11 protein-coding genes and 1 riboswitch are annotated in these 13,925 nt (G+C 63.0%); of the genes, 9 read left to right on the plus strand and 2 right to left on the minus strand.

All coding sequences use genetic code 11. The features are described from left to right. The first annotated feature begins 1 nt into the window (after position 1). Together IFT99_RS22390 and IFT99_RS22395 are read left to right on the plus strand one after the other, a co-directional pair. Positions 2-1,516 carry a tripartite tricarboxylate transporter permease gene (locus tag IFT99_RS22390; RefSeq protein WP_065992418.1) on the plus strand — a complete coding sequence of 505 codons (1,515 nt, stop codon included), beginning with the start codon at positions 2-4 and terminating at the stop codon, positions 1,514-1,516. Then, positions 1,509-2,555: an AbrB family transcriptional regulator gene (locus IFT99_RS22395; protein ID WP_192135232.1), complete on the plus strand. Its 1,047-nt coding sequence runs from the start codon at positions 1,509-1,511 to the stop codon at positions 2,553-2,555. The genes IFT99_RS22390 and IFT99_RS22395 overlap by 8 nt, the downstream gene beginning before the upstream one ends. 199 nt (positions 2,556-2,754) lie before the next feature. Here the strand turns inward: IFT99_RS22395 and ung are convergent, their stop codons facing one another. After that, positions 2,755-3,450, minus strand: coding sequence for a uracil-DNA glycosylase (ung, locus tag IFT99_RS22400; protein ID WP_065993194.1), 696 nt, complete (start codon positions 3,448-3,450; stop codon positions 2,755-2,757). A 172-nt stretch (positions 3,451-3,622) separates the two neighbouring features. On the opposite strand from ung, the gene IFT99_RS22405 reads away from it, so the two are divergent. Beyond that, complete coding sequence (locus IFT99_RS22405; protein ID WP_192135234.1) at positions 3,623-4,735, plus strand: enoyl-CoA hydratase/isomerase family protein; 1,113 nt, start codon at positions 3,623-3,625, stop codon at positions 4,733-4,735. Between the two features lie 289 nt (positions 4,736-5,024). Here the strand turns inward: IFT99_RS22405 and IFT99_RS22410 are convergent, their stop codons facing one another. After that, a complete protein-coding gene (locus IFT99_RS22410) occupies positions 5,025-5,600 on the minus strand; it encodes a hypothetical protein (protein ID WP_192135236.1) in 576 nt (191 codons plus the stop codon). 277 nt (positions 5,601-5,877) lie between these two features. Further along, positions 5,878-5,980, plus strand: a riboswitch (guanidine-I (ykkC/yxkD leader). Between the two features lie 58 nt (positions 5,981-6,038). Between IFT99_RS22410 and IFT99_RS22415 the strand changes: the two genes are divergently transcribed. From IFT99_RS22415 to uca, 6 genes are all read left to right on the plus strand, one after another. Continuing rightward, positions 6,039-7,106 carry a putative urea ABC transporter substrate-binding protein gene (locus tag IFT99_RS22415; RefSeq protein WP_192135238.1) on the plus strand — a complete coding sequence of 356 codons (1,068 nt, stop codon included), beginning with the start codon at positions 6,039-6,041 and terminating at the stop codon, positions 7,104-7,106. A gap of 18 nt (positions 7,107-7,124) precedes the next feature. After that, on the plus strand, positions 7,125-7,940 hold the full coding sequence (locus IFT99_RS22420; RefSeq protein WP_065992408.1) for an ABC transporter permease: 816 nt from the start codon (positions 7,125-7,127) through the stop codon (positions 7,938-7,940). Beyond that, entirely contained in the window at positions 7,937-8,701 is a 765-nt protein-coding gene (locus IFT99_RS22425) for an ABC transporter ATP-binding protein (RefSeq protein ID WP_192135240.1), read from the plus strand. Before IFT99_RS22420 ends, IFT99_RS22425 begins: the two co-directional genes overlap by 4 nt. Before the next feature lie 12 nt (positions 8,702-8,713). Then, positions 8,714-9,439 carry an urea amidolyase associated protein UAAP1 gene (locus tag IFT99_RS22430; protein ID WP_192135242.1) on the plus strand — a complete coding sequence of 242 codons (726 nt, stop codon included), beginning with the start codon at positions 8,714-8,716 and terminating at the stop codon, positions 9,437-9,439. 11 nt (positions 9,440-9,450) lie between these two features. After that, entirely contained in the window at positions 9,451-10,086 is a 636-nt protein-coding gene (locus IFT99_RS22435) for an urea amidolyase associated protein UAAP2 (protein ID WP_192135243.1), read from the plus strand. 128 nt (positions 10,087-10,214) lie between these two features. After that, entirely contained in the window at positions 10,215-13,853 is a 3,639-nt protein-coding gene (gene uca, locus IFT99_RS22440) for an urea carboxylase (RefSeq protein ID WP_192135245.1), read from the plus strand. Positions 13,854-13,925: the final 72 nt, after the last annotated feature.

Consider the following 13,925-nt stretch of genomic DNA (forward strand, 5'->3'; position numbering starts at 1 on the left):
TATGGACACTCTCGGCTATCTCGGCCAGGGCTTCGGCGTCGCGCTGACCCCTTACAACCTGATCACCGCCCTTTCCGGCACGCTGATCGGCACCGTCGTCGGCCTGCTGCCCGGCCTGGGTCCGATCAATGGCGTGGCGCTGTTGATCCCGATCGCATTCGCGTTGGGCCTGCCGCCGGAATCGGCGTTAATCCTGCTGGCAGCGGTGTACCTGGGCTGCGAATACGGCGGCCGCATCAGCTCCATTCTGCTGAACATTCCGGGCGAAGCATCGACCGTGATGACCGCGCTGGACGGCTACCCGATGGCACGTCAGGGCATGGCCGGCGTGGCGTTGTCGCTGTCGGCATGGAGTTCGTTCATCGGCGCGTTCATCGCCACCTGCGGCATGGTCATGTTCGCGCCGCTGCTGGCGAAATGGGCAATTGCCTTCGGGCCGGCGGAGTACTTCGTGCTGATGGTGTTCGCCATCGTCTGCCTGGGCGGCATGGCCGGCGATCGACCGCTGAAAACCTTTGTGGCGGCGTTGATCGGGCTGTTTCTGTCGAGCATCGGTATCGACGCCAACAGCGGCGTGTACCGCTTCACCGGTGACAACATCCATCTGGCGGACGGCATTCAATTCGTCGTGCTGGTGCTGGGCCTGTTCTCGATCAGCGAAATCCTGTTGTTGCTGGAGAAAACCCATCGCGGCCAGGAAGCGGTGAAAGCCACCGGGCGCATGATGTTCAACTTCAAGGAAGCCAGTTCGGTGTTCTGGGTGAACATCCGTTGCGGTCTGATGGGCTTCATCATGGGCGTGCTGCCGGGTGCCGGGGCAACGCTGGCCAGCGCCGTGACCTACATGTCCGAGAAACGCATCGCCGGCGCAAGTGGCAAGTTCGGACAGGGCGACATGCGCGGTCTGGCGGCGCCGGAAACCGCCATTGGCGCAACGGCCTGCGGCGCGCTGGTGCCGATGCTGACGCTGGGCGTTCCGGGTTCGGGCACCACGGCAGTGATGATCGGCGCCCTGTCGCTGTACAACATCACACCGGGGCCACTGCTGTTTCAACAGCAACCGGACATCGTCTGGGGCCTGATCGCGTCGTTGTTCGTCGCCAACATCATGCTGGTGATCCTCAACATCCCGATGATCCGCATCTTCACCCGCATCCTGTCGGTGCCGAACTGGGCACTGGTGCCAGTGATCGCGATCATCACCGGGATCGGCGTCTACGCGGTGCATGCCACCACCTTCGACTTGTTCCTGATGGTCGGCATCGGCATCTTCGGCTACATCCTGCGCAAGCTGGATTTCCCGCTGTCGCCGATTCTGCTGGGGTTCATCCTCGGCGGGCTGATGGAGCAGAACCTGCGTCGCGCGCTGTCGATTTCCAACGGCGGCCTGGAGATTCTGTGGTCGAGCCCGATCACCCTGGGCATGTGGGTAGTGACGGCGTTCATGCTGGTGTTCCCGCTGATCCGCATCTGGCGCAAGCGCTCCAGGCAGCGTCGCGCGCTGGCCGATGTCTGACCGGCCATTCAGCACGTGGTGGGGCACACCGCTGGTCGGCCTGCTGGGGGGATTTCTCGCCAGTCAGGTCGGCTGGCCACTGCCCTGGATGGTCGGCTCGTTACTGGCGATCATTCTGGTCCGCTGCCTCACGCCCTGGCAGCTGGCTGAAATCCCCGGCGGCCGCAAATGCGGCCAATGGGTGGTCGGGATCGGCATCGGCCTGCACTTCACCCCCGTGGTCATCGAACAAGTCCTTTCCCATTTCGGCCTGATTTTTATCGGTGCGCTGGTCACCAGCGTCTCCAGCGTGGTGGGCGTGTGGCTGATGCTGCGCACCGGCGAGGACCGCGCGACGGCGTTCTTTTCCAGCATGCCCGGCGGCTCGGGCGAAATGGTCAACCTTGGCGCACGCAACGGCGCGATTCTCAGCAACGTCGCCGCCGGGCAAAGCCTGCGGGTGCTGGCGGTGGTGCTGTGCGTGCCGGCGATCTTCAAATATCTGATGGGCGACGGCGGCGCGCCGTCCCACGCGACGGTGGTGGACTGGCGGTGGCTGATGCTGCTGTTTCCGCTGGGCGCGCTGGTGGCCTGGGGCTGGCAGCGGTTGAAACAGCCCAATCCGTGGCTGTTCGGGCCTTTACTGATCAGTGCGGTGATCAGCGTCAGTTTCGATCTGCACATCGGCCTGCCTCAGGGCGGCAGTCAGTTGGGGCAATGGCTGATCGGCAGCGGCCTGGGTTGCCACTTCAACCGCGCGTTCTTCCGTCGCGCGCCGTCATTCATCGGCCGCACGTTGCTGGGGACGGCGCTGACGATGAGCATCGCGGCGTTGTGCGCACTGGGGCTGAGCGCGTTGACCCATCTGGACTTGCGCTCGTTGACGCTGGGGATGATGCCCGGCGGGATTGCCGAAATGAGCCTAACGGCGGAGGTGCTGCAACTGTCGGTTCCGCTGGTGACGGCGATGCAGGTGATGCGGTTGTTGTTCGTGTTGTTTCTGGCCGAGCCGTTGTTTCGGTATTGGGATCGCAAGGCCTGCGCAGGCAAAAAATTGTAGGAGCGTGGCTTGTCCCGCGATCTGGCGCGCAGCGGCAGCACACCAGCCATCGATTTCTTCCCTGATCCACCCCATGCGCCCATTCCACGACCGGTTCCCGGCCGATCGCGGGACAAGCCACGCTCCTACATCGGGATCTGCGGCCGGCGCAGATGTTGGGCGCGCTCCTAGAAACTTCGCGGCGGACGAAGCATTTGCGTCAGACGCTGGCTGGCAATCGCCACTCGATCGGCGCCAGGCCGTTCTGCTCCAGAAACTTGTTTGTCAGACCAAAATGGCCGCAGCCCAGAAACCCTTTGTACGCTGACAGTGGCGATGGGTGCACGGCGGTCAGGATCAGGTGTTTGGATGCATCGATCAGTTTTTTCTTGCTCTGCGCATGGGCGCCCCACAGCAGGAACACCAGGTGCGGCTGCTGGGCGCTGACGGTTTCGATGATCTTGTCGGTGAAATGCTGCCAGCCTTTGCCTGCATGGGAGGCGGCGTTGGCGCGTTCGACGGTGAGCGTGGTGTTGAGCATCAGCACGCCCTGCTCGGCCCACGACTGCAGATAACCGTGGTTGGGGATGTCGATGTTCAAGTCGCGCTTGAGCTCTTTGTAGATGTTGACCAGCGAAGGCGGCGCCGGCACGCCCGGCTGCACCGAGAAGCACAGGCCGTGGGCCTGATTGGGGCCGTGATACGGGTCCTGACCGAGGATGACCACCTTCACGTTATCCAGCGGCGTCGAGTTCAGCGCATTGAAGATCAACGGTCCCGGCGGATAGATTTCCTTGCCCGCCGCATGCTCCTGACGCAGAAATTCGCGCAGCTCGCCCATGTAAGGCTTCTCGAATTCGTCGCGCAGGGCCTGCTTCCAGCTGGCCTCCAGTTTGATGCGGTCGTCGTTTGTCATGGTGTAATCCGGCAGAAACAATGCGCAACTTTAGGGACTGTGGCTGATTATTTCCAGCGCAGCGCACCGTGGGCTTTCCTACACTCGTTCACAGCCGCCGGTTTGCAACTTCCGGGCGTCGAGAGGACTCACAAGCCTCGAGAGATCCCCGTACCACTGATAAGAGGTCACGATGAATCTGCAATTTGAAGAGCTCACCGCCACGGACGGTGCCCGCCTGGGCATCGCCACGCTGGATGCGGAAAAATCCCTGAATGCCCTGTCGCTGCCGATGATTCTTGCGCTGCAGGACCGACTGAACGACTGGGCGAGCGACCCGCAAATTGTCTGCGTGTTGCTGCGCGGCAATGGCGAGAAAGCCTTCTGCGCCGGCGGTGACGTGCGCGCGCTGGTCGAGGCCGGGAGCGGTCAGCCCGGTACGGTTCCGCCGCTGGCTGCGCAGTTTTTCGCGGCGGAGTATCGACTGGATTACACGCTGCACACCTACCCCAAACCGCTGATCTGCTGGGGCCACGGTTATGTATTGGGCGGCGGGATGGGCTTGCTGCAAGGGGCGAACATTCGTGTCGTCACACCAAGCAGCCGGCTGGCGATGCCGGAAGTCAGCATCGGCCTGTTTCCTGACGTCGGCGCCAGTTGGTTCCTGTCGCGACTGCCGGGGAAACTGGGGCTGTTCCTTGGATTGACCGGCGCGCACATCAACGGCCGTGACGCGTTGGATCTAGGGCTCGCCGATCGCTTTCTGCTGGACGATCAGCAGGAGGAGATGATCGACCGGCTGTTGCAGCTCAATTGGCAGGAGCAGACGAAGGTGCAACTGACCAGCCTGTTCAGGGCCCTGCAGCTGGAGGCCGTGGATCAGATGCCTGCCGCGCAATGGCTGCCTCGTCGCGAGACCGTAGATGAGCTGCTGGATGTGGCCGATGCCTCGAGCGCCTGGCATGCGTTGAAACACCATTTGAATGGCGATGACCTTTTACTGGCCAAGGCGGCGAAGACCCTGACGGATGGCTGCCCGATGACGGCGCACCTGGTGTGGGAGCAGATCGAACGGGCGCGGCATCTGTCGTTGGCCGAGGTGTTTCAGATGGAATACACCATGGCCCTGAATTGCTGCCGACATCCCGAGTTCGCCGAGGGGGTGCGCGCGCGGCTGATCGACAAGGATCAAACTCCCCACTGGCACTGGCAGGACATTTCTACCATTCCTCTGGCGGTGGTGGACGCGCACTTCGAAAAAGCCTGGGAAGGCCGACACCCGCTGGCGGATTTGTCGGAGTATTGAGGCGTTGGTTCATGCCTGCATGGAGGGTGTTCTAACGGGCCTCTTCCCGGCTGAAGCCGGTCCTACTACTGGAATGCGTACCCCCTGTATATTAAAAGGGGTCTGATTTATTTGATTTTCAGAAGACGGGGACAGATTAATTTACGGTGAAGCGTTGTAAATAAATCAGTCCCCTTTAACACCCTTTAACAGGACTGGCTTTAGCCGGGGAAGCGTCAGGTGGTACACCTCAACCGTGAGATTCATCCCATAAAAAACGGCGCTCCTCGGAGCGCCGTTTTGTTGTGACTCAGCGGTTGCCGCCACCCGGTCCGCCGTGGCCGCCACGGCCGAAGCCGCCGTCTCCTCGGTGGCCGCCTCCCCCGGGGCCAAAGCCGGGACGCGGGCCGCCGCCACCACCGCCGCCGCCAGGATTGCCATGCCAACCGCCGCCTGGGCCGGGGCCATTGCCGCCGCCGGGTCTCGGACCTGGGGGCGGTGGACGATAGCCGTTGCCGCCACCGTTATAGCCACCCCCGCCATGGTACCCACCCCCTCCACCGTTCCAATTGCCACCGCCATAACCGGGACGCCCCCCGTATCCGGGACGACCACCTCCGTATCCAGGCCCGTAATAACGGGGTGGAGGCGCGTAATAACGCGGTGGCGGCGCATAGTAGCGGGGCGCCGAGTAGTAACGCGGCGAGGAGTAATACACCGCTCCGCCTGAATACACCGGAGCGACCGGGCGATAACTGTCGTACACGTAACCGCTGCTGTAGCCACTGCTATAGATGGGCTGCGTGTAGCTCTCTGATTCGTAATAACCTCCGTAACAACCTGCAAGGGACAGCGTCATCAAAGCGGTAAGCAATCGTCGATACATGGCGGCCTCCCGGACCGCGGTAGAGCTCGAACCAGCGGCGCTGGTCGGCGTTCCCGAAACTGCCGAGAACGTTAACTGAGACTGCGAATTGCGGACCTAGTGCCCCAACGCGGCACCCAGGCGCCAGACGGCGCCCTGCTTCAGTGCACGTCTCGACCGTCCTGAAACGACCTGCGCCTGCCCGACTCAGGCGCCACAAGGGTTTGCGGGACTTGGCACAACTCTCGCTTTAATGATCGGGTGCAGGAGTCATCTCAGGTTCACGGCACCACAATTTGCAATAGCCGACTAGGGTTCCGGCTCGCCTTCCAGCGAGTGGCTGGTCCGAGAGTTGGCGACCTCCAGTAGAGGTTACACGGCGGGATAAAAGCCCGGGAGACAGGACACCAGTGGTGTCGCCGTGCTCCTGACCGTCCCTTTTCGCTACTGGAGACACCCATGCAAAAGTCCCGTCTGTTCAGTCTGCTCACCGCAGGCGTCTTCGCAGCATTGAGCCTCTCGGCCACCGCCGCCCCGAAAAAAGATTTCGACGTCTGCTGGACCATTTACGCCGGCTGGATGCCATGGGAATACGCAGGGACTCAAGGCATCGTCGACAAGTGGGCCAAGAAGTACGGCATCCACATCAAAGTCACCCAGCTCAACGACTACGTCGAATCCATCAACCAGTACACCGCCGGCCAGTTCGATGGCTGCACCATGACCAACATGGACGCCCTCACCATTCCCGCCGCCGGTGGCGTTGAAAGCACGGCGCTGGTGGTCAGCGACTTCTCCAACGGCAACGACGGCATCGTCATCAAGGGCGACGGCAAGAAAGTCACCGACCTCAAGGGCATGGACGTCAATCTGGTCGAGCTGTCGGTGTCCCACTACCTCCTCGCCCGCGCGCTGGATTCGGTGGACCTGACCGAGAAAGACCTCAAAGTCGTCAACACCTCCGACGCCGACATCGCCGCCGCTTTCAATACCAGCGAGGTCAAGGCCGTCACCACCTGGAACCCGATGCTTTCGGAGATCAAGGCCAAGCCCGGCGTCACCGAAGTGTTCGACTCCAGCAAGATCCCTGGCGAGATCATGGACATGATGGTGGTCAACACCCAGACCCTGAAAGACAACCCGGCACTGGGCAAAGCCCTGACCGGCGCGTGGTTTGAAGTGGTGGCGCTGATGAACGCCAAATCCGCCGAATCGAAAGCCGCACTGGAGCACATGGCCCAGGCGTCGGGCACCGATCTGGCCGGGTTCCAGTCGCAACTGGACACCACCAAGCTGTTCGCCACGCCCAAGGAAGCGCTGGAATTCGCCACCAGCAAGCAACTGCCGGCGACCATGCGCAGGGTCGCTGACTTCTCCTTCGAACACGGTTTGCTTGGCGAAGGCGCCAGAGACGCCAGCGCGGTCGGCATGACCTTCGCAGGCGGCGTGACCGAAGGCGACAAGGCCAACCTCAAGCTGCACTTCGACCCGAGCTACGTGCAGATGGCTGCCGACGGCACGTTGTAAAAACCAAGGGTCTTTGCCATGCGTTTGATAAACCGCCGCCCGGATCGCGCCAGTCGATTGATCCTGGTGCTCCTGCCGTTCGCCCTGTTGCTGTTCGCCTATTTCACGGGCTCGGCGACGCGGCTGACGGAAAACCCCAACGACAAGCTGCTGCCCAGCGCCGTGCAGATGACCGATGCGATCAAACGGGTGGCGTTCGTGCCCGATCAACGCACCGGCGAATACATCCTCTGGCAGGACACCGGCGCCAGTCTGCAGCGCCTCGCGATCGGCCTGGCGATCAGCGCCATTGTCGGGTTGTGCCTGGGCATTGCGTCGGGCGTGCTGCCGTTATTCAGCGCGCCGCTGTCGCCGTTACTGACCGTGCTCTCGATGGTGCCGCCGCTGGCGATTCTGCCGATCCTGTTCATCGTCTTCGGTCTGGGCGAGCTGTCGAAGGTGATGCTCATCGTCATCGGCATCACGCCGGTGCTGGCCCGTGATCTGGAGCAGCGCGCCCGGGAGATTCCGGTCGAACTGCTGATCAAGGCGCAGACCCTGGGCGCCTCGACCTGGACGCTGATCCTGCGGGTGGTGCTGCCGCAGCTGCTGCCGCGCCTGTTGATCTCCCTGCGGCTGGTGCTGGGGTCGGCGTGGCTGTTTCTGATCGCGGCCGAAGCCATCGCCTCCACGGACGGTCTGGGTTACCGGATCTTTCTGGTGCGGCGCTATCTGGCGATGGACATGATTCTGCCCTACGTGGTGTGGATCACCCTCCTCGCCTGGCTGATGGACTGGGGCCTGAAAGCGCTCACACGCAAGGCATTCCCGTGGTACGAGGGGGCGCGCCCATGAGCTTTATTTCGGTCAAAAACGTCTGGCAGCAATACGGCGATCAGGTGGTGCTCGAAGGCCTGAACCTGAGCATCGCCGAAGGCGAGTTCTGCACGCTGGTGGGCGCGTCGGGCTGCGGCAAATCGACGTTCCTGCGCCTGCTGCTGGGCCAGGAAGTCGCCAGCAAAGGCACGATTCTGCTGGATGGCCAACCGCTGGCGAAGGAACCGGATTCGACCCGTGGCGTGGTGTTTCAGCGCTATTCGGTGTTCCCGCACTTGTCGGTGCTGGACAACGTCGCGCTGGGCCTTGAATTGCCGCGCTCGGCGTTGCTCGGGCGGCTGTTCGGTGCCGCCAAGCGCGACGCCCGCGACCAGGCGGCGGCGCTGTTGCACAAGGTCGGCCTCGATCACGCGCTAGACAAATACCCGACGCAATTGTCGGGCGGCATGCAGCAGCGTCTGGCCATCGCCCAGGCGCTGATCATGAAGCCTCGGGTGCTGCTGCTCGACGAGCCTTTCGGCGCCCTTGATCCCGGCATCCGCAAGGACATGCACGCGCTGCTGCTGGAGCTGTGGCGCGAAACCAAGCTGACGGTGTTCATGGTCACCCACGACCTATCCGAAGGCTTCAACCTCGGCACCCGCCTGCTGGTGTTCGACAAGGTGCGCATCGACCCCCACGCCCCCGGCGCCTATGGCGCGCGCATCACTTACGACATTCCCCTGAACAGCGATCGTCGCGCCGCCCGGGTGGCGCTCGATTCGCTGAAAACGGCTTGAAGGACATTGCCCATGACTGACTCAACCACGCTGTTTCCCGTCTTCGCCGAAGAGCTGCTGCCCGGCGGCGGCCACCTGTCGTTCGTGCTCAAACGCGGCGAACTGCTGCGCCTGACTGACCTGAACGGCAACGCCAACGTCAGCCTGACGCTGTTCAACGCCCATGAAAAAACCGAGCGCCTGAACCTGCCCGACAGCCTCAAGTGCCAGCACACCGCCAAGCTCACGGCGGGCCATTGCCTGTATTCGGACATGGGCCGCGTGCTGGCGGCGATCACCGCCGACACCTGCGGCTGGAGCGACAGCATCGGCGGCGTGCTGTGCGCCGAAGAGGTCAGCGAGAAATACGGCCAGGGCCGCTATCAGGAACTGCGCAACGGCTTCTTCCGCAACGGCGCCGACAACCTGCTGGTGGAAATGGGCAAGTGGGGCCTGGGGCTTTCCGACCTGTTGATGACGCTGAACCTGTTCAGCCGGGTCAACGTCGACGCTCACGGCGCCCTGACCTTCGTTCCTGGCAACTCCAGAGCGGGCGACAGCATCGAGCTGTACGCGCCGATGGACACGCTGGTGGTCATGACCGCCCTGCAACACCCGATGGACCCCAACCCCGAGTACGCACCGCAGCCGGTCCAGCTGAGCTGGATGAAGGCCGACCCCAGCGTCGCCGAACACTGCCGCACGTCCCGCGAAGAAAACGTGCGCGGTTTCATCAACACCGATCGCCTGTTCGCCTGAGGAGGCTTGCCATGAGCACTGCACACTCTCATCACCACACGAACGCCCCCGTTTCCATCACCCACATCCCGGCCGGCGAGCCATCACTGACCGAACTCAAGGCCGGGCAAACCCTGCGCCTGCTCGATCTCGAAGGCAATCAGGCGGTCGACACGCTGTTCTACAGCCTTGCCAACCCCCGCGAACGCTACGACGTGCAACGGACGCTGCGCCGGCAGAACAACGTTTACCTGAGCAAGGGCAGCGTCCTTTATTCGAACCTGGGCAAGCCGATGCTGACCATCGTCGAAGACACCTGCGGACGCCACGATACCCTCGGCGGCGCCTGCGCCCAGGAGAGCAATACCGTGCGTTACGCGCTGGAAAAAAAGCACATGCACAGCTGCCGCGACAGCTACCTGCGGGCCTGCATCCATGACGGTCGGCTGGGCAAGCGCGACATCGGCCCGAACATCAACTTCTTCATGAACGTGCCGGTCACGGCGGACGGCGGGCTGACCTTCGAAGACGGCATTTCCGGCGCCGGCAAGTACGTCGAACTGCGCGCCGAGATGGACGTGATCGTGCTGATATCCAATTGCCCGCAGCTCAACAACCCGTGCAACGGCTACAACCCTACCCCGGCGGAACTGCTCGTCTGGGACTGATCGCTGACCACAGTTTCAAGGCTTCAAGGCTTCGGCGCGAGGGACGGCCTTCGTGCAACGCGTACCACAGCGGGACGGCCCGCTACCCAGTGGGGGACTGATCGCTATCAGTCCCCGGGGTCTATGCCATGTTCGACAAACTGCTGATTGCCAACCGCGGCGCCATTGCCTGCCGCATCCTGCGCACCCTTCGCGACCTGCAGGTCGAGGGCGTCGCGGTGTACGCCGAAGCGGACGCTGCCAGCCTGCACATCCTGCAAGCCGACGAAGCCCACAGCTTGGGCGACGGTGGTGCTGCTGGCACGTACCTGGCCGTGGACAAGATTCTGGCCATCGCTCAATCCACCGGCGCCAAAGCGATTCACCCGGGTTACGGTTTCCTGTCAGAGAACGCGGCCTTCGCCCAGGCCTGTGAAGACGCCGGCATCGCCTTCGTCGGCCCGACGCCTGAGCAGCTGCGGGTTTTCGGCCTCAAGCATACCGCCCGCGCCCTCGCGAAACAGCACGGCGTGCCGATGCTCGAAGGCACCGAGCTGCTGGACAGCGTTGACGCTGCATTGAGCGCTGCTGAAACCATCGGCTACCCAGTGATGCTGAAAAGCACGGCGGGCGGCGGCGGCATCGGTATGCGGGTGTGCCGCAGCGCCAGTGAACTGAGCGAGTCGTTCGAGGCCGTCAAGCGCCTGGGCCAGAACAACTTCAGCGACGCCGGCGTGTTCATCGAGAAGTACATCCAGCGTGCCCGCCATCTGGAAGTGCAGGTGTTCGGCGACGGTTGTGGCGAGGTGATCGCCCTCGGCGTGCGCGATTGCTCGGTGCAGCGTCGCAATCAGAAAGTCCTCGAAGAAACCCCTGCGCCGAACCTCCCTGCCGGCATGGCCGATGAGCTGTGCGCCGCGGCGATCAAGCTGGCGAAAGCGGTGAACTATCGCAGCGCCGGCACCGTGGAGTTCGTCTTCGACAGCGACGATCAGCGCTTTTATTTTCTGGAAGTGAACACCCGATTGCAGGTCGAGCACGGCGTGACCGAGCAGGTCTGGGGCGTGGACCTGGTGAGCTGGATGATTCAGCTCGCGGCCGGTGATCTGCCGCCGCTCGTTGAATTGCGCGCGGGTCTACAGCCCGTCGGCCATGCAATTCAGGCGCGTTTGTACGCCGAAGACCCGGGCCGGGATTTCCAGCCCAGCCCGGGCTTGCTGACCTCGGTGCACTTCCCCGCCGCCGACGGCCAACACCTGCGCATCGACACGTGGGTCGAGGCCGGGTGTGAGATTCCGCCGTTTTTCGATCCGATGATCGCCAAGGTCATCAGCTGGGCGCCGGACAGAGCCTCCGCCAGCGACGGTCTGGCTCAGGCATTGAGCGAGACGCGGCTGTACGGGATCGAGACCAACCGCGACTACTTGCGTCAGATCATCGCGGACGTGCCATTCGCCAGCGGCCAGCCGTGGACGCGGTGCCTTGAAGGGCTGAGCTATCGCGCGGACACCTTCGAAGTGCTGAGCGGCGGCACCCAGACCAGCGTTCAGGATTATCCGGGGCGCCTGGGTTACTGGGCGGTGGGCGTACCGCCTTCCGGTCCGATGGACAGCCGTTCGTTGCGTCTGGGCAATGGTCTGGTGGGTAACGCTGAAGGCTGCGCCGCGCTGGAAATCACCATGAGCGGTCCGACGCTGCGCTTCAATACCGATGCGGTCATCGCCGTGACGGGCGCGGTCATTCCGCTCTCGCTGGACGGCGTCGCGAAGCCGATGAATCAGTCGTTGCTTGTGCCTGCCGGATCGACTTTAGCGTTCGGGACCATTTCGGGCGCCGGTGCCCGCAGTTATCTGTGCGTGCGGGGCGGTTTGGATGTGCCGGATTATCTGGGCAGCAAAAGCACATTCACCCTGGGCCAGTTTGGCGGGCATGGCGGGCGAGCGTTGCGTGCAGGGGACGTGCTGCATGTCGCGCCGTTGTCGGACCGCAGCGCAGGCGAACGGCTTGACCCGACGCAAGTCGCCGAGCTACCGGAGGTGCGAGATATCCGGGTGATCTATGGCCCCCACGCGGCTCCCGAATATTTCACCGAGCGCTACATCGAGACCTTCTTCGCCACCGACTGGGAAGTGCATTTCAACTCCAGCCGTACCGGCGTGCGCCTGATCGGGCCGAAACCGGAATGGGTGCGTGCCGACGGCGGCGAAGCGGGCCTGCACCCGTCGAACATCCATGACAATCCGTATGCCATCGGCGCAGTGGATTTCACCGGGGACATGCCGGTGATTCTTGGGCCAGATGGGCCGAGTCTGGGCGGGTTTGTCTGCCCGGTGACGATCATCGAGGCGGATCTGTGGCAGTTGGGGCAGCTCAAAGCCGGGGATAAGGTGCGGTTTTATCCGGTCAGCGTCGAAGCCGCCCGCTGGCTGAAACTGAACACTGATCTGTGTGGGAAGGAGCTTGCTCGCGAAGAGATCGGTACATCCCATGAGTCTATGGCGGCTGGGCCATCGCATTCGTGGGCAAGCGCGCTCCTACAGTCACCCATCGTTCTTGATATAGGTGAAAACGACACCCGCCTGGTTGCCCGGCTTTCCGGCGACACCCATCTGTTGCTGGAAATCGGCGCGCCGGAGCTGGATCTGGTGCTGCGCTTCCGGGGCCATGCGCTGATGCAGGCGCTGGAAAGCAAACAGCTGACCGGGGTGATTGACCTGACGCCAGGCATTCGTTCGCTACAGGTGCATTACCAGCCCGAGCAACTGCCGCTGAAGACGCTGCTCGATGTGGTCGCCGGCGAGTGGGACGGGGTCTGCGCCAGCAAGAATCTGGAAGTGCCGTCACGCATCGTTCATTTGCCGTTGTCGTGGGACGACCCGGCCTGTCAGTTGGCCATCGAGAAGTACATGACCACCGTGCGCAAGGACGCGCCGTGGTGCCCGAGCAACCTGGAATTCATCCGCCGCATCAACGACCTGCCAAACCTCGACGAAGTGCACCGCACCGTCTTCGAGGCCAGCTACCTGGTGATGGGGCTGGGCGACGTCTACCTCGGTGCGCCGGTCGCCACGCCACTGGATCCCCGACATCGGCTGGTCACCACCAAATACAACCCGGCGCGGACCTGGACCGCCGAGAACTCCGTCGGCATCGGCGGCGCGTACATGTGCGTCTACGGCATGGAAGGTCCCGGCGGTTATCAGTTCGTGGGCCGCACGTTGCAGATGTGGAACCGTTATCGCGCCGTGGCGGCGTTCGATGGCAAACCGTGGCTGCTGCGGTTTTTCGATCAGATCCGTTTTTATCCGGTCAGCGCCGACGAGCTGCTGACCATCCGCCGCGATTTTCCCCTCGGTCGATACCCGCTGCAGATCGAGCACAGCACGCTCAATCTGACCGAGTACCAAGCCTTTCTGGCCGATGAAGCGCAGAGCATTGCGGCATTCCGCACTCAGCAGCAAAGCGCGTTCAACGCCGAACGCGAGCGCTGGATCGCCAACGGCCAGGCCTCGTTCGAAAGCGACGAAGCGGTGGCCGAATCCACGGAAGAAGCCCCGTTGCAAAACGGGCAGACCAGTATCGACAGCCACATTGCCGGCAATCTCTGGCAAGTGCAGGTCAGCGTCGGTCAGCGCGTCGAAGCGGGCGAAACCCTGGTGATTCTGGAGTCGATGAAGATGGAGATCCCGTTGCTGGCACCCCATGCCGGTGTCGTCAGTGACGTCCGCGTGCAACCCGGCTCGGCGGTCCGCGCTGGGCAACGGGTGGTCGTGCTGGACGTTGGCTGACTGGCACTGTTGCGGCTTGCGGCTTTCATACAGGCATAAAACGCGGTGGCATACGCAATACATAGTTACCGC

This window comes from Pseudomonas sp. CFBP 8772, from assembly GCF_014841665.1.
Taxonomy (GTDB): domain Bacteria; phylum Pseudomonadota; class Gammaproteobacteria; order Pseudomonadales; family Pseudomonadaceae; genus Aquipseudomonas; species Aquipseudomonas graminis_B.